This is a genomic window from Methylobacterium sp. WL7 (assembly GCF_008040085.1).
GTDB lineage: Bacteria > Pseudomonadota > Alphaproteobacteria > Rhizobiales > Beijerinckiaceae > Methylobacterium > Methylobacterium mesophilicum.
In genome coordinates this window covers 1-24,354 of record NZ_VRVG01000037.1, presented here as the reverse complement: position 1 = coordinate 24,354, position 24,354 = coordinate 1, and the positions used below count along the sequence as shown (strand labels likewise).

General features: G+C 68.8%; 21 protein-coding genes and 1 tRNA gene. 11 read left to right on the top strand and 11 right to left on the bottom strand.

Annotated elements, in window-relative coordinates:
* Positions 1 to 32: 32 nt before the first annotated feature.
* Positions 33 to 407, top strand: a complete 375-nt coding sequence (locus tag FV233_RS12215) for a VOC family protein (protein ID WP_147855618.1) — start codon at positions 33 to 35, stop codon at positions 405 to 407.
* Positions 408 to 501: 94 nt separating this feature from the next.
* On the opposite strand, the gene FV233_RS12210 is transcribed toward FV233_RS12215, so the two are convergent.
* Entirely contained in the window at positions 502 to 2,136 is a 1,635-nt protein-coding gene (locus FV233_RS12210) for an alpha-D-glucose phosphate-specific phosphoglucomutase (RefSeq protein ID WP_147897647.1), read from the bottom strand.
* Between the two features lie 241 nt (positions 2,137 to 2,377).
* Between FV233_RS12210 and FV233_RS12205 the strand changes: the two genes are divergently transcribed.
* Entirely contained in the window at positions 2,378 to 3,490 is a 1,113-nt protein-coding gene (locus tag FV233_RS12205; protein WP_147897632.1) for an alpha/beta hydrolase, read from the top strand.
* A 42-nt stretch (positions 3,491 to 3,532) separates the two neighbouring features.
* Here the strand turns inward: FV233_RS12205 and scpA are convergent, their stop codons facing one another.
* The 9 genes from scpA to FV233_RS12160 all read right to left on the bottom strand — a co-directional run bounded on the left by scpA (position 3,533) and on the right by FV233_RS12160 (position 15,816).
* Positions 3,533 to 5,698: a methylmalonyl-CoA mutase gene (scpA, locus tag FV233_RS12200; RefSeq protein ID WP_147855622.1), complete on the bottom strand. Its 2,166-nt coding sequence runs from the start codon at positions 5,696 to 5,698 to the stop codon at positions 3,533 to 3,535.
* Between the two features lie 57 nt (positions 5,699 to 5,755).
* Positions 5,756 to 6,472 (bottom strand): SURF1 family protein, encoded by a 717-nt coding sequence (locus tag FV233_RS12195; RefSeq protein WP_238259689.1) that lies wholly within the window; start codon positions 6,470 to 6,472, stop codon positions 5,756 to 5,758.
* 74 nt (positions 6,473 to 6,546) lie between these two features.
* Positions 6,547 to 6,951, bottom strand: coding sequence for a cytochrome o ubiquinol oxidase subunit IV (cyoD, locus tag FV233_RS12190; protein WP_147897630.1), 405 nt, complete (start codon positions 6,949 to 6,951; stop codon positions 6,547 to 6,549).
* On the bottom strand, positions 6,948 to 7,580 hold the full coding sequence (gene cyoC, locus FV233_RS12185) for a cytochrome o ubiquinol oxidase subunit III (RefSeq protein ID WP_147897629.1): 633 nt from the start codon (positions 7,578 to 7,580) through the stop codon (positions 6,948 to 6,950). Before cyoC ends, cyoD begins: the two co-directional genes overlap by 4 nt.
* Positions 7,581 to 7,584: 4 nt before the next feature.
* Positions 7,585 to 9,585, bottom strand: a complete 2,001-nt coding sequence (gene cyoB / locus FV233_RS12180; protein ID WP_147897628.1) for a cytochrome o ubiquinol oxidase subunit I — start codon at positions 9,583 to 9,585, stop codon at positions 7,585 to 7,587.
* Between the two features lie 76 nt (positions 9,586 to 9,661).
* Positions 9,662 to 10,918, bottom strand: coding sequence for a ubiquinol oxidase subunit II (gene cyoA / locus FV233_RS12175; protein WP_147855295.1), 1,257 nt, complete (start codon positions 10,916 to 10,918; stop codon positions 9,662 to 9,664).
* Between the two features lie 113 nt (positions 10,919 to 11,031).
* The gene (locus tag FV233_RS12170; protein WP_147855296.1) at positions 11,032 to 12,372 is read right to left on the bottom strand and encodes an MFS transporter; all 1,341 of its coding nucleotides are present in this window, start codon (positions 12,370 to 12,372) and stop codon (positions 11,032 to 11,034) included.
* A 214-nt stretch (positions 12,373 to 12,586) separates the two neighbouring features.
* Positions 12,587 to 14,773 (bottom strand): glycosyltransferase family 2 protein, encoded by a 2,187-nt coding sequence (locus FV233_RS12165; RefSeq protein WP_147897627.1) that lies wholly within the window; start codon positions 14,771 to 14,773, stop codon positions 12,587 to 12,589.
* Positions 14,773 to 15,816 carry a hypothetical protein gene (locus FV233_RS12160; RefSeq protein ID WP_147897626.1) on the bottom strand — a complete coding sequence of 348 codons (1,044 nt, stop codon included), beginning with the start codon at positions 15,814 to 15,816 and terminating at the stop codon, positions 14,773 to 14,775. The genes FV233_RS12165 and FV233_RS12160 overlap by 1 nt, the downstream gene beginning before the upstream one ends.
* A 325-nt stretch (positions 15,817 to 16,141) precedes the next feature.
* Between FV233_RS12160 and FV233_RS12155 the strand changes: the two genes are divergently transcribed.
* The 9 genes from FV233_RS12155 to FV233_RS30290 all read left to right on the top strand — a co-directional run bounded on the left by FV233_RS12155 (position 16,142) and on the right by FV233_RS30290 (position 22,095).
* Positions 16,142 to 16,216, top strand: a tRNA-Val gene (locus tag FV233_RS12155).
* Between the two features lie 246 nt (positions 16,217 to 16,462).
* Complete coding sequence (locus tag FV233_RS12150) at positions 16,463 to 16,714, top strand: DUF4926 domain-containing protein (protein ID WP_147854542.1); 252 nt, start codon at positions 16,463 to 16,465, stop codon at positions 16,712 to 16,714.
* On the top strand, positions 16,711 to 17,058 hold the full coding sequence (locus FV233_RS12145) for a DUF6883 domain-containing protein (protein WP_147897625.1): 348 nt from the start codon (positions 16,711 to 16,713) through the stop codon (positions 17,056 to 17,058). Before FV233_RS12150 ends, FV233_RS12145 begins: the two co-directional genes overlap by 4 nt.
* Before the next feature lie 291 nt (positions 17,059 to 17,349).
* Positions 17,350 to 17,685, top strand: coding sequence for a hypothetical protein (locus tag FV233_RS12140; protein WP_147897624.1), 336 nt, complete (start codon positions 17,350 to 17,352; stop codon positions 17,683 to 17,685).
* Positions 17,686 to 17,751: 66 nt separating this feature from the next.
* The gene (locus FV233_RS12135) at positions 17,752 to 18,504 is read left to right on the top strand and encodes an FkbM family methyltransferase (RefSeq protein ID WP_147854545.1); all 753 of its coding nucleotides are present in this window, start codon (positions 17,752 to 17,754) and stop codon (positions 18,502 to 18,504) included.
* Positions 18,501 to 18,839 (top strand): hypothetical protein, encoded by a 339-nt coding sequence (locus FV233_RS12130; RefSeq protein WP_246689968.1) that lies wholly within the window; start codon positions 18,501 to 18,503, stop codon positions 18,837 to 18,839. Before FV233_RS12135 ends, FV233_RS12130 begins: the two co-directional genes overlap by 4 nt.
* Positions 18,840 to 19,060: 221 nt before the next feature.
* The gene (locus FV233_RS12125; protein WP_147897623.1) at positions 19,061 to 20,098 is read left to right on the top strand and encodes a TRAP transporter substrate-binding protein; all 1,038 of its coding nucleotides are present in this window, start codon (positions 19,061 to 19,063) and stop codon (positions 20,096 to 20,098) included.
* Positions 20,095 to 21,735 carry an acyl-CoA synthetase gene (locus FV233_RS12120; protein WP_147897622.1) on the top strand — a complete coding sequence of 547 codons (1,641 nt, stop codon included), beginning with the start codon at positions 20,095 to 20,097 and terminating at the stop codon, positions 21,733 to 21,735. Before FV233_RS12125 ends, FV233_RS12120 begins: the two co-directional genes overlap by 4 nt.
* A gap of 201 nt (positions 21,736 to 21,936) precedes the next feature.
* Positions 21,937 to 22,095 carry a hypothetical protein gene (locus FV233_RS30290; RefSeq protein ID WP_187278097.1) on the top strand — a complete coding sequence of 53 codons (159 nt, stop codon included), beginning with the start codon at positions 21,937 to 21,939 and terminating at the stop codon, positions 22,093 to 22,095.
* 16 nt (positions 22,096 to 22,111) lie between these two features.
* Here FV233_RS30290 and tkt read toward each other — a convergent pair whose 3' ends face one another.
* A complete protein-coding gene (tkt, locus tag FV233_RS12115; protein WP_147897621.1) occupies positions 22,112 to 24,106 on the bottom strand; it encodes a transketolase in 1,995 nt (664 codons plus the stop codon).
* Positions 24,107 to 24,354: the final 248 nt, after the last annotated feature.

The following is a 24,354-nucleotide window of genomic DNA, read 5'->3' as shown; positions in this document are numbered from 1 at the left end:
CGAGGTCGCGCATCCACGGACAGGAGCGACCGATGGCCGAACCCAGCAACATCCTTCTCTACGTCACCGACCCGAAGGCCAGCGCACGCCTCTATGCGACCCTCCTGGACCGAGAACCGGTCGAGGCGAGCCCGACCTTCGTGCTGTTCGCCCTGCCCTCGGGCCTGGCGCTGAGCCTGTGGGCGCGAAGTGGAGTGGTGCCGGCCCCCACGCAAGCGGGCGGCGGAGGCGAGATCGGCTTCCGAGTGCACGGAGCCGCGCGCGTGGACGCGCTCCACGACGCCTGGCGGGCGAAGGGCGCCGAGATCGTCCTGGCACCGACGGATCTCGATTTCGGCCGCAGCTTCGTCGCCGTCGATCCGGACGGGCATCGCCTGCGGGTCTATGCGCGAACCGAGGATCAATGAGCGACCTTCGCCGGGGGTGCCGGGCTGAGCCCTGCTATCGGGCTCAGCCCCGATACCTCGCCGAAGGGCTGAGCCCTTTGGAAACCCGGGATTTTCAGGTCACCACGCTCGGCTCGGCCCGGCCAGTGCGGGGCTCGATCTCCGCGACGGCGCGGGCCGCCGCCACGACCGGGGCCAGTACCTCCGAGACGGGCAGATCGAGCCGGGTCGGATCGGCCTCGTAGCGCTCCAGATAGACCCGGAGCGTCGCCCCGGCGGTGCCGGTGCCCGAGAGGCGGAAGACCACGCGGGCATCCTCGGCGAAGCCGATGCGGATACCCTGGTGCTCGGTGAGCGAGCCATCGACGGGATCGCGGTAGGCGAACTCGTCGGCCGTCGAGACCGTGAGGTCGCCGAGCCGCGTGCCCGGCAGCCCGGCGAGCTTTTCCCGGAGCGCATCCATCAGGCCGTTGGCGGCGTCGGAATCCACCTCCTCGTAGTCGTGGCGGGCGTAGTAGTCGCGGCCGTGGGTGCGCCAATGCGCCCGCACGAGCGCGTCGGCGCGCTCGCCGGTGGCGGCCAGGATGTTGAGCCAGAGCAGCACCGCCCAAAGTCCGTCCTTCTCGCGCACGTGGTTCGAGCCGGTGCCGGCGCTCTCCTCGCCGCACAGGGTGATCAGGCCGGCATCGAGAAGATTCCCAAAGAACTTCCAGCCGGTGGGCGTCTCGTAGGCCTGGATGCCCAGAGCCGCCGCGACCCGGTCGGCGGCGCGGCTCGTGGGCATCGAGCGGGCGATGCCGGCCAGCCCACCCGCGTAGCCCGGCGCCCGGTGGGCGTGGGCGGCAAGCAGCGCGAGGCTGTCGCTCGGCGTCACGAACAGGCCCGGGGCCACGATCATGTTGCGGTCGCCGTCGCCGTCGGACGCCGCGCCGAAATCGGGGGCGTCCGGCCCCAGCATCAGGTCGTACAGGTCGTGACAATGGACCGGGTTCGGATCCGGGTGGTGGCCGCCGAAATCTTCTTTTGGAATGGCGTTGACGACCGTCCCCTGAGGCGCGCCGAGCATGCCTTCGAGGATGGCGACCGCGTAGGGTCCGGTCACCGCGCTCATCGCGTCGAAGCGCATGCGGAAGCCCGAGGCGAACAGGCGCGACACGGCGTCGAAGTCGATCAGCGTGCGCATCAGTTCGGCGTAGTCGGCCACCGGGTCGATGACCGCGACCGTCATGGCGCCGAGCCGGGTCTCGCCCAGGGTGTCGAGGTCGAGATCCGGCGCCTCGACCAGGCTGTAGCGGGTGAGCGCCTTGGCCCGCTCGAAGATTGCGTTGGTGACGGTCTCGGGCGCAGGACCACCGTTGGCGGCGTTGAACTTGATGCCGAAATCGCCGTCCGGCCCGCCCGGGTTGTGGCTCGCCGACAGGATGATGCCGCCGATCGCCTGGGCCTTGCGGATCACGCAGGAGGCGGCCGGGGTCGAGAGCAGGCCGCCGCGCCCGACCAGCACCCGGCCGAACCCGTTGCCGGCGGCGAGCCGCAGCGTCTTCTGGACCACCTCTCGGTTGAGGAACCGCCCGTCACCGCCGAGCACCAGGGTCGCGCCCGCTTTGTCCGGCAGGGTGTCGAAGATCGCCTGGACGAAGTTCTCGACGTAGTTCGGCTGCCGGAACACCGGCACCTTCTTGCGCAGGCCGGAGGTGCCCGGCTTCTGATCGGGGAAGGGCGTGGTCGCGACGGTCGTCGGGCCCTGCATCGCAGTCGTCGTCGGGGTCGTCATGAGCGGGCGTCTCCCGGGTTCTACCGCCTCAATGCCCGCGCGGAGGCGCGGCGTCACCAGCCCCGGCGACAGGGGCGGAGGTTTTTCACGCGCTTTCGCCGAATCGGGCAACGGAACCCGCCTCCTGTCCGCCAGCGGCCGCTCCGGACCGTTGCGCAGATCGACACCCATCGGTTGAGTCATCGGAGCCGCAGAACAAGGCGGGCCGGAGGAAACCATGGCGGACAGAGTGGTGCAGAAGGATCCGAACGGGGCGCGGCCGGGCAGGGGCCTGGCCCGGCGCCAGCTGGTCGGGGCGCTCGCCGCCGGGGTGGCGGTCGCGGGCTCAGCGGCCCCGTCGGCGGCCGCGCCCGCGAGCCGGCTGCAGACGGAGGAATTCCGGCTGCCGTGGAGCGAGCCGGGCGTCGAGATCTACGTCCGCAACAAGCGCCCTGCCGGGATCGACCGGTTCCCGGGCGACCGGATCCTGCTCTACGTGCACGGCTCCACCTACCCGTCCTCCACGGCCTTCGACCTGCCGCTGGGCGGCATGTCGGCCATGGACTACCTCGCGGGGCTCGGCTTCGACGTCTACCTCGTGGACCTGCCGGGCTACGGCCTGTCCGGACGCCCGGCCGCGATGGACGCGCCGCCGGCCGACAACCCGCCGCTCATGCGCACGCAGGACGCCGCGACGGTGGTGGGGCAGGTCGTGGACTTCATCGCCAAGAGGCGTGGGGTCGAGAAGATCGACCTGATGGGCTGGTCCTGGGGGACCTCCACGATGGGCCTCTACACCAGCACCCACAATGACAGGGTCAACCGGCTCGTCCTGTACGCACCGCAATGGCTGGCGCGCACGCCGGGCCTGATCGGCGGCGGCGGCCCTGTAGGGGCCTATCGCAGCGTGAGCCGGGACAGCGCCCGGACGCGCTGGCTGACCGGCGTCCCCGAGGACAAGAAGGCCGACCTGATCCCGGCGGGCTGGTTCGACCAATGGGCCGACGCGACCTTCGCCACCGATCCGGTCGGCGCGAAGCAAGCGCCGCCGGTCCTGCGCGCCCCGAACGGCACGGTCGCCGACAAGGACGCCTACTGGGCGGCGAGCAAGCCGCTCTATGATCCGGGGGAGATCCGCGTGCCGGTGCTGATCATCCACGCCGAATGGGACGCGGACCTGCCGAGCTATCAGGCACAGGAATATTTCGCCAAGCTCACCCACGCCCCCTACAAGCGCTTCGTCGAGCTGGGGGAGGGCACCCATACGGTGATGATGGAGAAGAACCGCATGCAGTTCCTCCATGCGGTCGGGGCCTTCCTAACGGAGGCGGACCCGCAGGCGTTGAACTGAGCGGCAGCCCGTCTCCCCGCGGCCGGGGAGACGGGCCCTGATCTACTCCGCGGCCTGACGCGCCGCGTAGCCCAGCCGCTCGTTCAGCGCGCGGATCAGCTTGACCGCGGCCTCGGCGATCACCGTACCGGGCGGGAAGATCGCCGAGGCGCCGGCCGCCACCAGGGCGTCGTAGTCGCCCGGCGGGATCACGCCGCCGATGGCGATCATCACGTCGTCGCGGCCCTGCTCGGTGAGCGCCGCCTTCAGCTCCGGCACCAGGGTGAGGTGCCCGGCCGCCAGGGAGGAGACGCCGACGATGTGCACGTCGTTCTCCACCGCCTGCCGGGCGGCCTCGTCCGGGGTGGCGAAGAGCGGTCCGATATCCACGTCGAAGCCGAGATCGGCGAACGCCGAGGCGATGACCTTCTGGCCACGGTCGTGCCCGTCCTGGCCCATCTTGGCGACCAGGATGCGCGGCCGGCGGCCGTCATTCTCCTCGAACGCCTCGACCAGCGCCCGGACTTCCTCGACCACTGGCGACATGCCCCCCACCTCGCGCTTGTAGACGCCGGAGATCGAGCGGATCTCGGCGCGGTGCCGGCCCCAGGCCTTCTCCAGGGCCTCGGAAATCTCACCCACGGTGGCCTTGGCGCGGGCCGCGTCCACGGCCAGGGCCAGCAGGTTCTCGTTCGTGTCGGCGGCGTTGGTCAGCGCCTCGAGCCGGGCCGTGACCGCCGCCTCGTCGCGCTCGGAGCGCAGCCGCTTGAGCTTGTCGATCTGGAGGCGGCGGACATTGCCGTTGTCGACCCGCAGGAGGTCGATGGCCATGTCGTCGTCGGACTTGAACTTGTTGATGCCCACGATGGTCTGGCGGCCGGAATCGATCCGGGCCTGGGCGCGCGCGGCGGCCTCCTCGATCCGCAGCTTGGGGATGCCGGCCTCGATCGCCTTGGCCATGCCGCCGAGCTGGTCGACCTCGCGGATATGCTCCCAGGCCCGGGCCACGATGTCGGCGGTCAGCTTCTCCACGTAGTAGGAGCCGCCCCACGGATCGGCGATCCGGGTGGTGCCGCTCTCCTGCTGCAGGAACAGCTGGGTGTTGCGGGCGATCCGGGCGGAGAAGTCGGTGGGAAGCGCCAGCGCCTCGTCCAGCGCGTTGGTGTGCAGCGACTGCGTGCCGCCCTGCGTCGCCGCCATCGCCTCGATGTTGGTGCGGGTGACGTTGTTGAACACGTCCTGGGCGGTGAGCGACCACCCGGAGGTCTGCGAGTGCGTGCGCAGCGCCAGCGACTTCTCGGACTTCGGATCGAACCCCTTGACCAGCTTCGCCCAGATCAGGCGCGCGGCCCGCATCTTGGCGATCTCCATGAAAAAGTTGGTCGAGATCGCCCAGAAGAACGACAGGCGCGGGGCGAACTGGTCGATGGTCAGCCCGGCGGCCAGCCCGGCCTTGATGTACTCGACGCCGTCGGCCAGCGTGTAGGCGAGTTCCAGGTCGTTCGTCGCCCCGGCCTCCTGCATGTGGTAGCCGGAGATCGAGATCGAGTTGAACTTCGGCATGTTTTTGGAGGTATAGGCAAAGATATCGGAGATGATCCGCATCGATCCCTTGGGGGGATAAATGTAAGTGTTGCGGACCATGAATTCTTTTAGGATGTCGTTCTGGATGGTGCCCGCGAGCTTTTGCGGCGGCACGCCCTGTTCTTCCGCGGCGACGATGTAGAGGGCGAGGATCGGCAGCACCGCACCGTTCATCGTCATCGACACGGTCATCTCGTCGAGCGGGATGCCGGAGAACAGCGTCCGCATGTCGTAGATCGAGTCGATCGCCACCCCGGCCATGCCGACATCGCCCGAGACCCGGGGGTGGTCGGAATCGTACCCGCGGTGGGTGGCGAGATCGAAGGCCACCGACAGGCCCTTCTGCCCGGCCGCCAGGTTGCGCCGGTAGAAGGCGTTCGAATCCTCGGCCGTGGAGAAGCCGGCATATTGCCGGATCGTCCAGGGCTGGGTGACGTACATGGTTGGGTAGGGGCCGCGCAGGAACGGCGCGATGCCGGGATAGGTGTCGAGGAACTCCAGGCCCTCCCGGTCCTCCGGCCCGTACCGGCCCTTCACCGGAATGCCCTCCGGGGTCATCCACGGCTCGGGCAGAGCCGGCGACGCCACCGCAAGCGGCTCGCCGGCCCAAGACATCTCGGCGAAGTTCGGAATGCGGGTGGTCATTGGGGGTGACTCGTTGTGGCGTTTGTCACCCCATTATAGACGCCCCCGGAAACCGGGCTACTCCCCTCCAGGTCTAGACGTCCGCCGGCCGCGCAGGATGTAGATCGCCGCGCCGGCCAGCATCAGCGCCATGCCGTACCAGGTCAGCGCGTAGACCAGATGGCTGTTCGGGAACGCGATCACCGTAAGCCCGCCCACCGGCAGGCCGCCGGGATTGGGCGTCGCGTCGGCATCGACGAAGTAGGGGGCGATGCCGGTCAGGCCTTTTGCCGCCGCGATGGCGGCCACGTCGCGCGAGTACCAGCGCCCATCCTTCGGATCGTTCGACCGCAGGAACGCGCCGCCGGGCTCGGTCAGCCGCAGGAGGCCGGTCACCCGCACCTCCCCCGCCACCTGACCGGCCAGCCGGGTCGCAGGATCGCGGTTCGCCCCCGGCACGAAGCCGCGGTTGACCAGCACGACGGTGCCGTCTTGCCGGCGCAGAGGCGTCAGCACCCAGAACCCGCCGCCGCGCTCTGTGACGGCCTGGACCAGCGTCTCGCGGTCGTGGAGGAAGGTACCCGACAGCCAGACATGCCGGTAGGCGTCGTCGGGGCCGACCCGCGGCCATTCGGCCGGGCCGGGAGCCGGCACCGCCGGGGCGTGGACCCGGGCATCGACCCGGGCGATCAGGTCGAGCTTCCAGGCCCGGCGCTGGACCTGCCACGTCCCGAGCCCGACCAGGACGACGAACACGAAGGCGGCCGCGGCGGCGAACAGGAAGCGCCGCGCCAACGAGAGCGGGGCCGGGGAGGGGCCCGCACCGGAGCCCCCCGCCGACCCCGAAGGAGTCACGTCCGCACGCCCGCTCAGCGGGCGTTGTTCATGACGTCGTGGGCATCCATCGGCATCATGTTGTGGTTGAGGTGGTACATCACCCAGACCGAGCCGGCGAGCATGATCACCACGACCATGATGGTGAAGATCAGCGCCAGGAAGGTCCAGCCGCCCTCCGACTTGGTGTTCATGTGCAGGAAGTAGATGATGTGCACGACCATCTGCACGCCGCCCAGCGCCAGGATCACCAGGCTGGTGACGAGGCTGTTGTCGAGCACGTTGCCCATCACCAGCCAGAACGGGATCACCGTCAGGATCACCGACAGGACGAAGCCGGTGATGTAGCTGCCGAAGGAGCCGTGCCCGCCCTGGCTGTGGGCGTGCGCGTCGTGGGTATCCGAACCGTGACCGGTCAGGTGGTGCGCGTCGGCGCTCATTCGAGCACTCCCATCAGGTAGACGACGGTGAATACCCCGATCCAGATCAGATCGAGGAAGTGCCAGAACATCGACAGGCACATCAGGCGCCGCTTGTTCTCGACGATCAGGCCGTGCTTGCGCAGCTGAACCAGCAGCACGACCAGCCAGAGGATGCCCACCGAGACGTGCAGGCCGTGCGTCGCCACCAGGGTGTAGAACGACGACAGGAAGGCGCTGCGCCAGGGCGGGGCGCCCTCATGGAACAGGTGGACGAACTCCCGGATCTCCAGGGCCACGAAGGCCACGCCGAACAGACCGGTGACGGCGAGCCAGATCTGCGTCGGCTTGATCCGGTCCCGGTCCATCTCCAGCATGGCAAAGCCATAGGTGATGGACGAGAACAGCAACATCGCGGTGTTCACCGCGATGCCCGACAGGTCGAACAGGTCCTTGGGAGTCGGCCCGGCCGCGTAGCTGCGGCCGAGCACGCCGTAGGTCGCGAACAGGGTCGCGAAGATGAGGCAGTCGCTCATCAGGTAGAGCCAGAACCCGAGCATCGTCGAGCCCTCGGAATGATGGCCCTCCTCGTCGGTCTGGTAGAAGACCGGCGCCGCAGCGCCGGGGGGTGCAGTCTCCGCGTGCATCATCGGATCACGCCATCTCCAGCTCGCGCGTCCTTTGACCTTCCGTCCGACTGACCGTGTCGGCAGGAATGTAGAAGTCGCGATTGTAATTAAAGGTGTGAAGGATCGCGACGACGATGATCGCCACGAAGCTGAGCGCCGCCAGCCACCAGACGTACCAGACCATGGCCAGGCCGAAGGTGAAGTTCAGGCCGGCCAGGATGGCGCCGCTGGCGGTGTTCTTGGGCATGTGGATCGGCTTGTAGCCGGTCATCGGCCGGGCGAAGCCGCGGTTCTTCATGTCCCACCACGCATCGGAATCATGCACCACCGGGGTGAAGGCGAAGTTGTAGTCCGGCGGCGGCGAGGAGGTGGACCATTCGAGCGTCCGGCCGCCCCACGGGTCGCCGGTCAGGTCGCGCAGCTTCTCACGGTTGCGGATCGAGACCACGAACATCACGATCTGCGAGGCGATACCCAAGGCGATGAGCCCCGCGCCGCAGGCCGCGATGACGAACCAGATCTGCAGCGACGGGTCGTCGAAGTGCTGCATGCGCCGGGTCACGCCCATCAGGCCCAGCACGTAGAGCGGCATGAAGGCGACGTAGAATCCGCTCACCCAGAATACGAGGGCCATCTTCCCCCAGAACTCGTCGAGCTTGAACCCGAAGGCCTTGGGGAACCAGAAGGTCACGCCGGCGAACATGCCGAACAGCACGCCGCCGATGATCACGTTGTGGAAGTGCGCGATCAGGAACAGCGAGTTGTGGAGCACGAAGTCGGCCGGAGGCACCGCCAGCAGCACGCCGGTCATGCCGCCGATCACGAAGGTGACGATGAACGCCACCACCCACATCATCGGCACCTCGAACCGGATCCGGCCGCGGTACATGGTGAACATCCAGTTGAAGATCTTCGCGCCCGTGGGGATCGAGATGATCATCGTCGTGATCCCGAAGAACGAGTTCACGTCGGCGCCCGAGCCCATGGTGAAGAAGTGGTGCAACCACACCAGGTAGGCGAGGATGGTGATCACCACCAGCGCGTAGACCATCGAGGTGTAGCCAAACAACCGCTTGCCGCAGAAGGTCGAGGTGATCTCGGAGAACACGCCGAAGGCCGGCAGGATCAGGATGTAGACCTCCGGGTGGCCCCAGATCCAGATCAGGTTGAAGTACAGCATGGCGTTGCCGCCGAGGTCGTTCGTGAAGAAGTGCGTGCCGACGTAGCGGTCAAGCGACAGCATCGCCAGGACGGCCGTCAGGATCGGGAAAGCGGCCACGATCAGGATGTTGGTGCACAGCGACGACCAGACGAAGATCGGCAGCTTCATCATGGTCATGCCGGGCGCGCGCATCTTCACAATGGTCGCGATCAGGTTGATGCCCGAGAGCAGCGTCCCGATGCCGGCGATCTGCAGCGCCCAGATGTAGTAGTCGACGCCGACGCCGGGGCTCATGGCGGCCCCCGAGAGCGGCGGGTAGGCGAGCCAGGTGGCGCGCGAGAACTCGCCGACGAACAGCGAGACCATCACCAGGATGCCGCCGGCCACCGTCATCCAGAAGCTGAAGTTGTTCAGGAACGGGAAGGCCACGTCACGGGCGCCGATCTGCAGCGGCACCGCGAAGTTCATGAGCCCCGTGACGAACGGCATCGCCACGAAGAAGATCATGATCATGCCGTGGGCGGTGAAGATCTGGTCGTAATGGTGCGGTGGCAGGAAGCCCTGCTCCGAACCGAACGCCACCGCCTGCTGCGAGCGCATCAGCAGTGCGTCAGCGAAGCCGCGCAGCAGCATGATCAGGGCGAAGATGCAGTACATGATACCGATCTTCTTGTGGTCGATGGACGTGACCCAGTCACGCCACAGCGGCCCCCAGAAGCGGAAGTAGGTGATCACACCGAGGACGGCGAGGCCGACCACGGCCACGCCGGCGAACGTCGCCTGCAGAATCGGCTCGTGATACGGGATCTGCTCGATCGTAAATCGGCCGAGGATCAACTGTTGTAGGTCCATGTTTGCGAACATTGGGATCGGCCCGTTCAATGGGTTCGACGGCGACCGCCGGTTTTGGGTGTGAAGCGCACGCGCGAGGCGTGCGTTTTTACTGGTTGAGCTGCTTGGGCGCGATCTGCCCGCCCTCTTTCTGGCCCTGGCTGTCGGGCGCCTTGATCTCGGGCGCCTTCTCCTGCCCGGGCAGCGCCGACTCGCCCTGGCCCCGCGAGTCCGGGTTGCCCATGTCGGGCCGGGGCTTCATGCCCTGCGGCTGCGTCTGCCCGTGCGGGCCGGTCCCGGAGGCCGGCCCGGTAGCGCCCGGAGCCTCGTTGCCGCGATCGGCCATGCGGTTGTCGTATTGCAACCGGTCGTAGTTAGCCTGAGCCTCCGCCCCGGAGGCACCGCCCCGGGCGTCGATCTTCACCATCTCGCCGACGCACATCTGCTCCGGCCGCGGGCACATGCCGATGATCCGGTCGAACAGGCCCTTGGCGTAGGACTTGTAGAACCGCGCCGGCTCGGACTCGCTCGGCTTCTCGAGCTCGAGATAGGCCTCCTGGGTCAACGCGCCGCCCTGAGCCTTGGTCTTGGCGACCCACTGGTCGAAGGCCTCGTTGGTCACGCCGTTGAACTTGAAGAACATGTTCGAGAAGCCGGCGCCGCTGTAATGCGCCGAGCGGCCCTCGTAGGAACCCTCCCGGTTGATCACGGCATGGAGCTGGGTCTGCATGCCCGGCATCGCGTAGACCATGCCGGCCAGTGTCGGGATGTAGAACGTGTTCATCACGTCGGTGGCGGTGATCTTGAACTGGATCGGCCGGTCCACCGGGGCGGCGAGTTCGTTCACCGTGGCGATCCCGTATTGCGGGTAGAGGAACAGCCACTTCCAATCCATGGCCACAGCCTCGACCTGCAGCGGCTCGACGCCGGCGGGGACGTCGCGCTTCGCGTCGATCTTGCTAAGCGGCCGGAACGGATCGAGGGTGTGAGTCCCGATCCAGGTGAGGGCGCCCAGCGCGATGATGATCATCAGCGGCGCCGTCCAGATCAGCACCTCGAGCTGGGTCGAGTGGTGCCATTCGGGATCGTACACCGCGTCCTCGTTGGAGGCGCGGTAGCGCCAAGCGAAGAACAGGGTGAAGAAGATCACCGGGATGATGATCAGGAGCATCAGCCCGGTAGCCGCGAGCACGAGGTTGCGCTGCTGCTCGGCGACGTAGCCGGCCGGGCTCATGACCACGAGATTGCAGCCGCCCAGCAGCGCCAGGACCGGCGGCAGGGCGAGGAGCGACACGAGTCGCCGCGCAAGGCCGCTCCGGCGCTCGCTGGGCTCGATCCTGTCCGGGAGAGGGGTCGAAGAGGTCACAGCACTCGTCTCTTTATCCCACGCCGCATGCGCGGCATCCGCGCCGTGTCGCGACTGCGGCACGGCCGACAACGTCTGGAAGGAGGCGCGCAGCCTGCGCCGCGCGCTGCCGGCTACATCTGGCGCATCTCGGAGCGGTCGAGGAACAAGGCCGCGAGGGTGCAGACCGCGCCGGACAACAGGTAGACGCCGACCATGGCCAGGCCGTAGCGCTGCGACAGGAACAGCGCCACCAGCGGGGCGAAGCCGGCGCCGACGAGCCAGGCGAAGTCGGAGGTCAGCGCGGCGCCGGTGTAGCGGTAGTGGTTGCCCAACCGGGCCGTCACCGCGCCGGCGGTCTGGCCGTAGGCGAGGCCCAGCAGCATGAAGCCGATCGTGACGTAGATGGTCTGGCCGATCGCGCTCTCGCCGAACAGCAGCGGCGCGATGATGCTGCCGACCGCGAAGAACCCGATCAGCGAGGCGCTCATGATCAGGCAGTTGCGGCGGCCGATCTGGTCGGCGATCAGCCCGGAGGCAGCGATCGCGCCGGCGCAGACGATGGCCCCGGAGAACTGCACGATCAAGAACTCGCCGGGCGAGCGGCTGCTGGTGTTGTTGAGCGCAAGCCAGGCGATCGGGAAGATCGTCACGAGGTGGAACAGGGCGAAGCCGGCCAGGGGCACGAAGGCGCCGCGGATCACGTCGCCGGCATGGTGCCGGAACAGCTCCAGGGCCGGGACCGGGCGGAGCCGGTCGAGGTCCATCATCCGGGCGAACTCTTCGGTGGCGACCAGGCGCAGCCGGGCGAACAGGGCGACGACGTTGATGGTGAAGGCGCAGTAGAACGGGAAGCGCCAGCCCCAGTCGATGAAGTCGGCCTCGTCGAGGTTCACCAGGAAGAAGGCGAACAGCGCGCTCGCGACCATGAAGCCCAGGGGCGCACCGAGTTGCGGGATCATCGCGTACCAGCCGCGGCGCTCCCGGGGCGCGTTCATGGCGAGCAGGGAGGCGAGCCCGTCCCAGGCGCCGCCCAGTGCCAGGCCCTGAAGGATCCGGAGGACCGCCAGGAGGTAAACGGATGAGATGCCGATGCTATCGTAACGCGGCAGGAAGCTGACCGCCGCCGTGGCGCCCCCGAGCAGGAACAGCGCGATCGTGAGCTTGACGCTGCGCCCGTGCCGTCGATCGATCGCCATGAAGATCACGGAGCCGATCGGCCGGGCGATGAAGGCCAGGGCGAAGATCGAGAACGCGTACAGTGTGCCGGTCAGCGGATCGACGAAGGGGAAGAACACCTTCGGGAAAACCAGCACGCAGGCGATGCCGAATACGAAGAAGTCGAAGTATTCGGACGCGCGGCCGATGACCACGCCGATGGCGATCTCGTTCGGGTGGACCTTGTGGTCCCCCATCGCCTGCTGAGCATCGCGCTCAAGGGTCGTGGCCGAGGCCATTGGGGTGTTCGCACTCATGGTTGACTGCCGCCCTCGCCGCGCGCCCGTTCGGGCGCCATGGCCGGAACCGCCTCATGCGGCATGTCCAGAGGTATCGCAACCGGCATCCGACGCAAGTTCACCCACTGACGCATGCATGGCACCCCCATGCCAGCCCTGCTGTCCACACATGCGGGGCGGCCTGCTGCGGCGGGCGCAACCCGTCGCCGCGCCGCCGGCCGAGCCCGCTCTCCTAGACCCGGTAAAGCGCCGAATTCCGTGACAGGTTGATGTTGTAGTAGGGGTCGGCCCGGAGTTCCGGCCCCCAGCGGTCGAGCATGGTCAGCACCTCGCCCTCGAAGCGCTTGCGCTTCTCGGGCGTGTCCTCGGCGCCCCGGCTCTTCGATTCGTGGTGAATCAACTTGGCGAACGGCGTCCACACGATGCGGTAGCCGGCCCGGCGGATCTTGAGGCACAGGTCGACGTCGTTGAAGGCAACCTTCAGGGCCTCGGCATCGAAGCCGCCGACCGCCTCGAACACGTCGGCGCGCATGGCCAGGCAGGCGCCCGTGACCGCCGAGACCTCGTGGGCGATGACCATGCGGCAGAAATAGCCGGGATCGTCGTCCGGCACGCCGAGGTGACTGTGGCCGGCGACGCCGCCGATCCCCAGCACGATGCCGCCGTGCTGGATGGTCCGGTCCGGGTAGAGCAGCTTCGCCCCGACGGCGCCGACCTCCGGCCGTACCGCGTGCCGCACCAGCTCCCCGAGCCAGCCGGGCTCCAGCACCTCGACGTCGTTGTTGAGGAACAGGAGCACCGGCCCGGTGGCGGCGGCCGCGCCGCGGTTCGACAGGTCCGAGAAGTTGAAGGCCCCCGGCACCGGCACGATGCGCACGCGCGGGTCGTCGCGATACCGGGCGAACAGGGCGGCGGTCTCGGGCTCGCGGCTGTCGTTGTCGACGATCACCACTTCGATGTCGGGATAGTCGGTGCGACCGAGCAGCCCGTCGAGGGTGACCGACAGGATCTCGGCGCGGTCCCGGGTCGGGATGATCGCCGAAACCCGGGGCGGCGGCTCCGGCAGCGGCCGGACCAGGCGGTTGAAGCCCGAGGGCCCGCGCTCGGCCCGGCCGCCCCAGGGCGCCACGACCTCGTCGAGGGCGCGCAGGCGCGCCGCCTCGGCCTTGGCCAAGGCGCGGTCCGAGAAGGTCCCGGAGCCCTGCGCGGCGCGCCAATGGTAGAGCACCCGCGGGATGTGGCGGATGCGGGACGGGTCGAGCCCGTCGGTCAGCCGCAGCAGCAGGTCGTGGTCCTGGCTGCCCTCGAAGCCCGGGCGCAGGCCGCCGACCGCCCGCAGGGCGTCGGTCCGGACCACGGTGAGGTGGTTGATGTAGTTCTGCGCGTAGAGCAACTCGCGGTCGAAGCCCGCCTTGAAATGCGGGTCGAACCGGCGGCCGCGTCCGTCGATCTTGTCCTCGTCGCTGTAGATCAGCACCAGGTCCGGATCGAGGCGGAGCGCCCGGGCGATCTCGTAGAGGGCGTCCTCGGTGAGCACATCGTCGTGGTCCATGAAGGCGCAGACGACACCGCGGGCGAGGCCCAGGGCGTCGTTGGTGGCCCGGGCGATGTGGCCGTTCTCGGACCGGGCGAGCACGCGGATGCGCGGATCGGCCTCGGCGGCGCGTTCGAGGATCCGGGGGATCGCGGGCCGGGTGGAGGCGTCGTCGACGACGCACAGTTCCCAGCGCGGGTAGAGCTGCGCGCGCAGGGAGGCGAGGGCGGCCTGGAGCACCTTCGGGTCCGGGTCGTGCACCGGCATCAGCACGGAGATCAGCGGCGGATCGGCCCAGGCGGCGATCTCGGCGGCGATCCCGTCTCGCTCCGTCCGGCGATAGCCGTGGGCGCGGATCCAGGCCTCGTACCCGGTCACCCGGCGGTGAGCCAGCGCCCGGCCCAGGAAGCCGCGCGCCCGCACCTTCTTGCCGAGGATTCGCCAGTAGAGCGCCTGCAGGGCCAGCGCCGGCTCGCGCAGGAGCGCGCGCGGCACCAGCGTCGGCCGGTCGAGGCGGCGCACCGTGATCCGGCGCAGCCGGGCCGGGACCCGACCGGCGGGATCGGCCACCCGCAGGGCGACGACGCCCTCGGGGAGCCGGCCGATCCACGTGAAGGCGCCCCCGCCCGACGCCTCCTGGGGCAGCAACGGCCCCGGACGCCCCTCCGGACCGGCGAAGGCCATGCCGGGGACCGTGTCCAGGCCCTCAGTCGGGTCGTTGGACAGGGTGATCTCGAGCCAGCGGCCCGCGAGCCCCGGAAGCTCGACGCGCATCCCGTCCGCCGCCGCCCGGACCGGCAGGGGCCGGCGCTTGCGCCCGGTCCGGGTCAGGTGCGCCGGCGGCAGGCGCGTCTCGGGCGCCCCCGTCTCGGTCGGGCGCGCCATCAGCTCCAGCTCTTGTCGATCGAGTCCTTCACGGCATCCGACATCGCGACGTCGAACACCAGCATCTCCTCCACCGCCTTCACGGTCCGCAGGCGCTCGGCCAGCGCCTGGGTCTCGGCCGGCACCGGCGGCGGCACCGGCACCGGGGCGTGGATGCCCAGCTGGTCGAACAGGGTCGACGCGAAGGCGTGGTACCGCGTCTTGTGGCCGACGATCCCGACCCGGGCCAGGATCTCGATCGCGGCGATCGAGTTGCCCGGGTGCAGGCGATCCTCGGGCATGCGGGTGCCGAGCTGGCGGGTCAGCGGGTTGTAGAGCAGCCGGTAGGCCGGCTCCGGCAGCATGCGGAAGTAGCGCTTCAGGCTCTTCACGTCGGTGAAGTCGTAGGCCTCCGAGAACGACGCGGCCTCGGCCAGCGGTCCGAGCCGCCAGCCGCGCACCGGATCGAGGGCGTCGCCGGCCCGGGCCTTCAACCAGAGCATGCGGGTCGCCATCTCGGTATAGGGGTCCTGCACCAGGATGCCGGTGACCATCAGGTCCGGCGTCATGAAGTTCTCGTAGCGCGGGATCGTCACTGCGCCCGACAGGAACGCCGAGGGGGCGGAGGGGCCGGACAGGACGCAGGTCAGGATCTCGTCCGGCAGCTTGTGGACGCCGAAGTAGCAGTGCTGGAAATACGGGAACAAGGCCGCCTGGAGCGCCGTCTCGGGCTCGATCCCGGTGTTGATGAGCATGACGCGCAGCCGCACCAGCCCGTCCGGGGGCGTGCGACGATAGACCAGGACGTTGGTGTCGGCGTCGTAGAGTTCGAGGCGCTGGATCTCGGCCAGGCCCGGCACCTCGGCCTGCGTCAACACGAAGGTGCATTGCCCGGTGGCGTGCCAGCCGTTGCGCTTGAACGTCTCGTCGGTGACGCTGGCCGGAACTTCGGCCACGCGCTGGCCTCCGACGGAGACCATCACCCGGCTGATGGCGAGGGGATTGTCCGGCACGATCCAGCCGCGGATCGAGTCGCCGTGATCGTGATCGATGAAGTAGCGCATGTCCCGAAGCTTGAGGCGGCGGAATGCCGGGACCGCCCGAGCGGCCCGGCCGGATGCCGGCCGGCACGCCCATAGCGCATTTTCTTCCCCGCGTGCACCATCGCGGTCTCAGCCCCCCGGCCACGCCCCTCAACCTTCCGCTTGCGCCCCCGCCGGGCACCGGCTATAGGCCCGGCCCACCGGCGCTGTTGCAGCACCGGCCCGGGCGCGTCGCTCAGCGGGAGAGCACTACCTTGACAGGGTAGGGTCCCTCCTCATAAGCCGTTGAGCAGTCTGGATTATTTCGATGGCTTTAAGGTTCGCCGAACCGGATGGCGGTCGTTTAGGAGACGTAGCACAGCGGTAGTGCATTCCCTTGACATGGGAAAGGTCACAGGTTCGATCCCTGTCGTCTCCACCACTTAACGCTCTGAAGTCACTGGATTTTTCCAGACCGAGCGTCCGAAAATCGAAATTCTCGCACATTCACTGAATTCTGAGCGGGTTTGCAGAACCAGCTGCCGGACCCACGCAGCCCGAGCAGCGCCGATACCCGAATTGCGGTCGCGTCGACGGCCCTGGGTCTCATGCGTGCTGTGTCGCGGGCGATGTCCCGTGCCGTATCTCCGGGACACCTGCGGTCCGCCCCGCGCGACAGATTGTTCTCGTGTCGTTCGAGTACGCCTATCGGGTCTGGCAGACCGAGCCGCCGTCGAGCCTTCGGGATCTCGATGACGTGGTGCTGCTGACGCCTGTGGTCGGCGACAACGGCGTAGCGATCGTGGCCGGCACGCGCGGCACGGTGCTCAGCGTCCACGGCACGGGCGAGAGCTACGCTGTCGAGTTCGATGAGACCGATGGCGCCCTTGCGACGGTACTCTCGCATCAGATCGAGCCGGCGGGGCCCGCCCCTCGGTGAGCGGCGGTATTGTCCCGGTCCTCTGGTCCATCCAGGGTGCGAAGCTTTCGGCATTCCTCAACCCGAACCACCGCAAGGGCGCATCGCGCTGGACGTATCTGTCTTCCTTCGGCCTCACCCGCGAGGACGATAGAGCCCTTGCAGATGCGTTGGGCCAGCGCGCGATGAACAACCTGCCCGGCGTCGAGCAGCCGCGGCCGACCGGCCCGAACCGCGTCGAATTCCGCTGCACGGTGCGCGCGTCGGACGGCCACGACATGCCTCTGCGCACCGTGTGGGAGGTCGGCGGGACGGACAGTGAGACAACCATGCGGTTTCTGACGGCTATCCCGCTGACCCCGTAGCGCTCGACACCGCAAAACCGCCATCTCAGGATCCGACGAGGTCAATCGGCTCGCCGGGTCCGTGACGTCGGCCGATGCGCACGCCGGCCGCCATCCGGCAGCACAGGATGCTGGGGGCCGACTAGAACCGTGATCTTGGCCAGGACGATCTGGCCAGGACGATCTGGCCAGGACCATCTGAGACGTGCAAGGGCACCGGAGCATGCACGGGATCCCATCATCCCCGTCGGTCCCGCCGCGTTCCCGGCCGAATCGCGGCCTGGTTCCGCTCAGAGCCCCGAGGGCTGCCGTATGACCACGTCACCTGTCCACGACATCGACACCAAATACATCCGCCAGATCCAGCAGCAGCAGATTGCATTAGCGCTGATCACGGCCGAGCGCGACGCGGCCGTGCGGGAGCGCGATCTGGCCCGGGCGCGATCCGAGGCCTCGACCAAGCTGATCGACGCCCTGTCGGCGAGTTTGCGGCCCTATGGGTTCAGCAGGAAGCGCTTCCTGTCGGCGATCCGCAGGGCGGCCCGCGCGGTCCCGGACCAGGGGCCCGATTCGCTGCAGCATACGGTTCTGTTCGACGGCTCGAACCGGATCCTGGGGGCCCGGCCTCTTGACCGACCCCCTCCCTGAGCGCACCGCACCCGCACTCGTCTCCTGTATCGATCGGTCCCCTTCAACATGGTGGAACGCAGGGCCATGGATGTCGCGCTTCTGACCGTCTTCAACGCCCTGGTCGATCTCAGGAACGAGCTGGACGCGAAGCCCCATCTCGCCAGCTCAGAGCTCGAGTTCCTGTCGTTCGCCACGAAGATGGCGCCGTATTCCAACGCGCAGCTGCTGCAGGACCTATGGGTCCTGTACGAGTTGAAGGAGAAGCGGAACGGCTACTTCGTCGAGTTCGGTGCCTGCGACGGGATCAGCCTGAGCAATACGCTGCTGCTCGAGAAGACCTTCGGCTGGCAGGGCGCTCTGGCTGAGCCGGCCCGGGCCTGGCACGCCGCGCTCTACGCCAACCGGAACTGCTATATCACCGACAAGTGCGTCTACAGGACCGACGGGGTCGAGGTCCTGTTCAACGAGGTGGATATCGGCGAGCTGTCCGGCATGAACGACCTGGTGACGGGCGACTTCCATGCCCAGTTCCGCCAGGACGGTCGGCAATACGCGGTCCAGACGGTTTCGCTGGAGCGCTTCCTGGCGGAGGCCCGGGCGCCGAAGCGCATCGACTACATGAGCATCGACGTGGAGGGCGGCGAGTTCGATGTGCTGGAAAGCTTCGACTTCACCCGACACGACATCGCCCTGATCAGCGTCGAGCACAATTTCTCGGACAGCCGCGAGAAGATCTACGCCCTGCTGACCGGCCTGGGTTATCGTCGGCGGTTCCGGCAGCTGTCCCTGTTCGACGATTGGTACGTGCGGCCCGACCTCATCGCGACGCAGGCATGACGGAGCGCTCCATCGTGTCAGCCCGGACCGCGATCGAGATCCTCGATTCCCTGTTCGACCTGTTCAAGCAGATGGGCAGCGGCATCGCGCTCGACCTGCACTGGCTCGAGATCGCGCGGCGCCTTCAGCTGGTCCGCGCGGAGGTCGTCTGGTCGGCCGATCTGGCCTTCGTGGCCGCGAAGCTGAAAGCGCACGCCGCCCACTACGCAACCACCTATCAGCCCGACGCCGGCTCGGAGTGGATCCGGAGGGCGAACGCCGACAAGCTCGACAAGGTCGTCGAACACTATTCGATCCTCCGCGCCCATCTGGAGCAGCAATTGCCGGCCGCGTAGGCCCATATCGGGCGATCCTTCGCGCGGATGTCCGCAAGATCCGGCGGACACGCCCCGAGGCGTGCCCTGACAAGTCGCCCGCACCGACAGCCGGGCCGAAACGGCCCCGTTGACTGGATTGGGCCAACCGCTATCGAAGCCTCAAGACACGAGAGAGTCCGCGCATGAACGCGGACCCTGTGGAAACGCCGGGCCGCGCGCCCGGATCAGGAGGGCCGCCCATGTCGTCTCGAATCCGCTTGCCCCTGTCCCGCCGCAGGTTCCTGTCCACCGGCTCGACGGCGATCCTCGCCGGAACCGTGGCGATGCCGCACGTGGCCCGGGCCCAGCGGGCGGACTTCACCTACAAATACGCCAACAACCTGCCCGACACACACCCGATGAACGTCCGCGCCCGGGAGATGGCGGAGGCGTTGCGTGTCGAGAGCGGCGGCCGGTTCGATCTCAAGATCTTCCCCACGAGCCAGCTCGGCTCGGACACCGACACGCTGAGCCAGCTGCGCTCGGGCAGCGTCGAGTTCTTCACGATGTCGCCGCTGATCCTCTCGACCCTGGTGCCCAACGCGTCGATCAACGGCATCGGCTATGCCTTCCCGAATTACGACGCCGTCTGGCCCGCGATGGACGGGGAGCTCGGCGCCTGGGTCCGCCAGCAGATCGCCAAGGCCAACCTCGTGGCCATGGAGAAGATCTGGGACAACGGCTATCGCCAGACCACCTCCTCGACCCGGCCGATCGCCAGCCCGGACGACTTCAAGGGCTTTCGGATCCGCGTGCCGGTCTCGCCGCTCTGGACCTCGATGTTCCGGGCGTTCGAGGCCGCACCCGCCTCGATCAACCTGAACGAGACCTACTCGGCCCTCCAGACCAAGATCGTCGAGGGCCAGGAGAACCCGCTGGCGGTGATCGCCACGACCAAATTCTACGAGGTGCAGAAATACTGCTCGCTCACCAACCACATGTGGGACGGCTACTGGTTCCTGGCGAACCGCCGGGCCTGGGAGCGCATCCCCGAGGACCTGCGCACCATGGTCGCCCGCCACATCAACGAGGCCGGCATGAAGGAGCGGGCCGACGTCGCCAAGCTCAATGCCAGCCTGCAGGACGATCTGACAAAGAGTGGCCTGGTGTTCAACAAGCCCGATCCGGAGCCGTTTCGCGAGAAGCTGCGCAAGGCCGGCTTCTACGCCGAATGGAAGGGCCGGTACGGCGAGGAGGGCTGGTCCCTCCTGGAGAAGGCCTGCGGGAAGCTCGCGTGAACGGCCCGGCGGGGCCGGCGCCGCGCGGCGGCGTCGCGCCCTGTTCGCGGCGGGTGATGAACCTCGCGCACTTTCTGCGCCGGGCGGCTCGCCGCTGGCCGGACGCGATCGGCCTCGCCTGGGGTGACCGGACCTGGAGCTGGGGCGCCCTCGATACCCGGGTCGACGCCATGGCGGCGGCGCTCGCGGCCCGGGGCGTCGCCAAGGGCGACCGCGTGCTGGTCCAGGCGCGCAACGGCAACCAACTGTTCGAATCGATGTTCGTCTGCTTCCGGCTCGGCGCCGTCTGGGTGCCGACGAATTTCCGGCAGACGCCCGCGGAGGTGGCCTATCTCGCCCGCGCCAGCGGCGCCTCGGCGCTAATCTGCGGCGCGGAGTTCCCCGACCACGCCGCCGCGATCCGCGAAGCCGCGCCGGACCTGCGCCTCGTGGTCGAGATCGGCGGCTCCGCCTTCGGGCTGGATTACGACGCCCTGGTGGCCGAGCGCGCGGGGCAGGCGGCCCCGACCGCCGATGTCGAGCACGACGATCCGTGCTGGTTCTTCTTCACCTCGGGCACCACCGGCCGCCCGAAGGCGGCGGTGCTCACCCACGGCCAGATGGCCTTCGTGATCACCAACCATCTCTGCGACCTGATGCCGGGCACCGATGAGGCGGACGCCTCGCTGGTGGTCGCGCCGCTCTCGCACGGGGCCGGCATCCACCAACTCGCGCAGGTCGCGGCCGGCGCCAAGACGGTGCTCACCGGCGGCACGCGGCTGGACCCCGCGGAGGTGTGGTCCTTGGTCGAGCGCTGGCGCATCACCAACCTGTTCACGGTGCCGACCATCGTGAAGCTGATCACCGAGCATCCGGCGGTCGCGGCCCACGACCACGCGAGCCTGCGCCACGTGATCTATGCCGGCGCGCCGATGTACCGGGAGGATCAGAAGCGGGCGCTGCGGGCGCTCGGGCCGGTGCTGGTGCAATATTTCGGGCTCGGCGAGGTGACGGGCAACATCACCGTGCTGCCGCCCCGCCTCCATGCCGCCGAGGACGGGCCGGGGGTGAAGGTCGGCACCTGCGGCTTCGAGCGCACCGGCATGCAGGTGCAGATCCAGGACGGGGCAGGGCGGGAATTGCCGGCGGGCGAGACCGGCGAGATCTGCGTCTGCGGCCCGGCGGTGTTCGCGGGCTACTACGACAACCCGGAGGCCAACGCGGCGGCGTTCCGGAACGGCTGGTTCCGCACCGGCGACCTCGGCCACCTCGATCCGGAAGGGTTTTTGTTCATCACCGGCCGCGCCTCGGACATGTACATCTCGGGCGGGTCGAACGTGTACCCGCGCGAGGCCGAGGAGAAGCTCCTGAAGCATCCGGCCATCGCCGAGGCCGCGATCCTGGGGGTGCCCGACCCGGCCTGGGGCGAGGTCGGCGTGGCGGTCTGCGTCGCCCGCCCCGGCGCCGAGATCGGCGAGGCGGAATTGATCGCGTGGCTCGCCGGCGAGGTCGCCCGCTACAAGCTGCCGAAGCGGGTGTTCTTCTGGGAGGCATTGCCGAGATCCGGCTACGGCAAGGTCACCAAGCGGGCGATCCGCGAAGGGCTCGAAGCAAGCGGCTGCTTGCCGTTCGATCCGGGTGCCCCTGCCGGACGGTGACGGTCCGGACGACCGCGTTCGCTGCACCGCACCCGGCGAACATTGTTCGCGGACCAGTCCGGTGAAGATTTCGTGCGCGCCTCATGCTTCTCTCGCATAGCAGGCCGCGGAAGAGCCCCCTCACGCGCGATCCCAGGCCGGCGCATATTGCACCGCAGCAACCGGGCGCGCCTGCCCGGCCCTTGTTCGGGATCGGGCACGATGGCCACCCTCGCGTATATCGTCGGCTTCCGCTCCGAGCGTTCGCTCCTCGGTCAGGTGGCCGGGCGCCTCGAAGGCGCGCTGAAGCGCGTCGCTGCCGGTCGCTACGCCGAGCAGCGCGAGCGCGTCGCGCGCACCGGCAGCGCAGGGATGATCTGACCGGCCGCCACCAGCCTCAACCCAGGCGCGTCCGCGCGGCCTCCACCACCGCCTCGGCGGTGATGCCGAAATGCCGGAACAGGGCCTCCGGTGCCCCGGATGCGCCGAAGCCGGTCATGCCGACGAAGCCGCCATCCTCGCCGATCCACCGGTCCCAGCCGAAGCGCAGGGCGGCCTCCACGGCGACCCGGACCGTATCCCGCGGGATGACCTGCCGGCGATAGGCCGCGTCCTGTGCCGCGAACGCCTCCCAGGACGGCATCGAGACTACCGCGGTGGGGATCCCGTCCGCCTGGAGAACGTCGCGGGCCGCGAGCGCCAGCGCCACCTCCGAGCCGGTGCCGATCAGCGTGACCCGCCGCGCACCGTCGGCCTCCGCCAGCACGTAGGCGCCCCGGGCACTGCGATTCTCAGGGCCGCCCGGCCGGCGCAGCGCCGGGAGCGGCTGCCGCGAGCAGATCAGCGAACTCGGCCCGTGCCGGTTGGCCAAGGCCATCTCCCAGCATTCCGCCGTCTCGACCGCGTCCGCCGGGCGCAGGACCAGCATGTTCGGGATCGCCCGGAGCGAGGCGAGGTACTCCACCGGCTGATGGGTCGGGCCGTTGCGGCCGATGGCGGTCGAATCGTGGCTGTAGACCGTGATGACCGGCAGGTTCATCAGCGCCGCCATCCGCAGCGACGGGCGCATGTAATCCGAGAAGACCAGGTAGGTGGCACCCACCGGCACCAGCCCGCGATGGGCCGCGATGCCGTTCATCATCGAGCCCATCGCGTGCTCGCGGATGCCGTAATGCAGGTAGCGCCCGGAGCGGTCCTGCGCCGTGAAGGCGTGGAGCTCGCCCTTGTGCCGGGTCGGGCCTTCAAGATCCGGGGCGCCGGAGAATAGCTCGGGGATCGCCTCCGACAGGGCGGCGACGATCTCGGCGGAGACCTCGATGCTCGGGCGCGCCGTGCCTTCGGCGGCGAAGCGATCGCGCAGGGCGCGCAGCGCGTCGCGCCACGTCTCCGGCAGGCGGCCGGCGCTGACCCGGTCGAACTCCGCCCGGACCCGGGAGGGCAGGGCCTCGCGACGGGCCTGCCAATCCGCGTAGGCGGCGGCATTGCGGCCGGCGACATCCCTGCGCCACGCCGCCTCCACGTCGTCCGGCACCGAGAAGGCCGGATGGTCCCACCCCTTCGCGGCCCTGGCCTCGGCGAGGTCGGTCGCGAACACCCGCCCGCCATGGGCGCCGCGCTGGCCCTCCAGCCGCGGCAGGCCGCGGCCGATCACGGTGCGGCAGGCGATCAGACTCGGGCGCGGGTCACCTTGGGCGACGAGAATCGCGGCCGAGACCGCCTCGACGTCGTGGCCGTCCGCGTCGATCACCTGCCAGTCGGCGGCGCGGAAGCGGGCGCGCACGTCCTCCGAGATCGACAGGTCGGTGGCGCCGTCGTCGGTGATGCAGTTGTCGTCCCACAGGAACGTGAGCTTCGACAGGCGCAGGTGGCCGGCGAGCGAGATCACCTCGTGAGCGAGGCCCTCCTGCAGGCAGCCGTCGCCGACCAGCGCGTAGGTGCGGTGATCCACCAGGCCGGGGCCGAACTCCGCGGCGAGCCTGGCCTCGGCCACCGCCATCCCGACCGCGTTGGCGATGCCCTGCCCGAGGGGCCCGGTGGTCGCCTCGATGCCGAGTTCCGGGGCGATCTCCGGATGGCCGTGGGTGTGGGAGCCGAGTTCGCGGAAGCGCCGGATCTGCTCCATCGGCAGGCCGGCATAGCCTGCGAGATGGAGCACCGAATAGAGCAGCATCGAGCCGTGCCCGTTCGAGAGCACGAAGCGGTCGCGGTCCGGCCATTCCGGATCGGCCGGGTTGCACGTCAGGTGACGGGTGAACAGGGCCACCGCGATCTCGGCGCAGCCGAGCGGCGCACCGGGATGCCCGTCGCCCGCCCGCTCGATCGCGTCGAGGGAGAGGAAGCGGATCGCGTCCGCCATCCGGGCGGTGAGCGTCGACGAGTCGGTCTCGGGCATGGCGGGGGCTCGAAGTTCAGGCGTGCATCTGGGTTTCCAAAGGGCTGAGCCCTTTGGCGGGGTATCGGGGCGGCGCCCCGATGAACCAGGGCTTCGCCCTGGACCCACGAAAGGTCTCGGACCCAGCCCTTTCAAGGTGTTTGATTTGCCAGAACCCTGGCGGTTGCGACATGGGCGTTGGTCTGGCGTGCGGGCTCGGTAGACCGCGGCTTGGGTTTTCGCTGGCTGGCGGCCACGCGTTTGGGGTC

Bases quoted from the DNA above. Each gene is read 5' to 3' on its own strand.
- FV233_RS12135 (WP_147854545.1), top strand. From the start codon at position 17,752: ATGGATGTCGCGCTTCTGACCGTCTTCAACGCCCTGGTCGATCTCAGG.
- FV233_RS30290 (WP_187278097.1), top strand. From the start codon at position 21,937: ATGGCCACCCTCGCGTATATCGTCGGCTTCCGCTCCGAGCGTTCGCTC.
- FV233_RS12160 (WP_147897626.1), bottom strand. From the start codon at position 15,816: ATGCGCTACTTCATCGATCACGATCACGGCGACTCGATCCGCGGCTGG.
- FV233_RS12205 (WP_147897632.1), top strand. From the start codon at position 2,378: ATGGCGGACAGAGTGGTGCAGAAGGATCCGAACGGGGCGCGGCCGGGC.
- tkt (WP_147897621.1), bottom strand. From the start codon at position 24,106: ATGCCCGAGACCGACTCGTCGACGCTCACCGCCCGGATGGCGGACGCG.
- cyoC (WP_147897629.1), bottom strand. From the start codon at position 7,580: ATGATGCACGCGGAGACTGCACCCCCCGGCGCTGCGGCGCCGGTCTTC.
- FV233_RS12215 (WP_147855618.1), top strand. From the start codon at position 33: ATGGCCGAACCCAGCAACATCCTTCTCTACGTCACCGACCCGAAGGCC.
- FV233_RS12130 (WP_246689968.1), top strand. From the start codon at position 18,501: ATGACGGAGCGCTCCATCGTGTCAGCCCGGACCGCGATCGAGATCCTC.
- scpA (WP_147855622.1), bottom strand. From the start codon at position 5,698: ATGACCACCCGCATTCCGAACTTCGCCGAGATGTCTTGGGCCGGCGAG.
- FV233_RS12170 (WP_147855296.1), bottom strand. From the start codon at position 12,372: ATGAGTGCGAACACCCCAATGGCCTCGGCCACGACCCTTGAGCGCGAT.
- FV233_RS12210 (WP_147897647.1), bottom strand. From the start codon at position 2,136: ATGCAGGGCCCGACGACCGTCGCGACCACGCCCTTCCCCGATCAGAAG.
- FV233_RS12165 (WP_147897627.1), bottom strand. From the start codon at position 14,773: ATGGCGCGCCCGACCGAGACGGGGGCGCCCGAGACGCGCCTGCCGCCG.
- cyoB (WP_147897628.1), bottom strand. From the start codon at position 9,585: ATGTTCGCAAACATGGACCTACAACAGTTGATCCTCGGCCGATTTACG.
- FV233_RS12125 (WP_147897623.1), top strand. From the start codon at position 19,061: ATGTCGTCTCGAATCCGCTTGCCCCTGTCCCGCCGCAGGTTCCTGTCC.
- cyoD (WP_147897630.1), bottom strand. From the start codon at position 6,951: ATGAGCGCCGACGCGCACCACCTGACCGGTCACGGTTCGGATACCCAC.
- FV233_RS12140 (WP_147897624.1), top strand. From the start codon at position 17,350: ATGACCACGTCACCTGTCCACGACATCGACACCAAATACATCCGCCAG.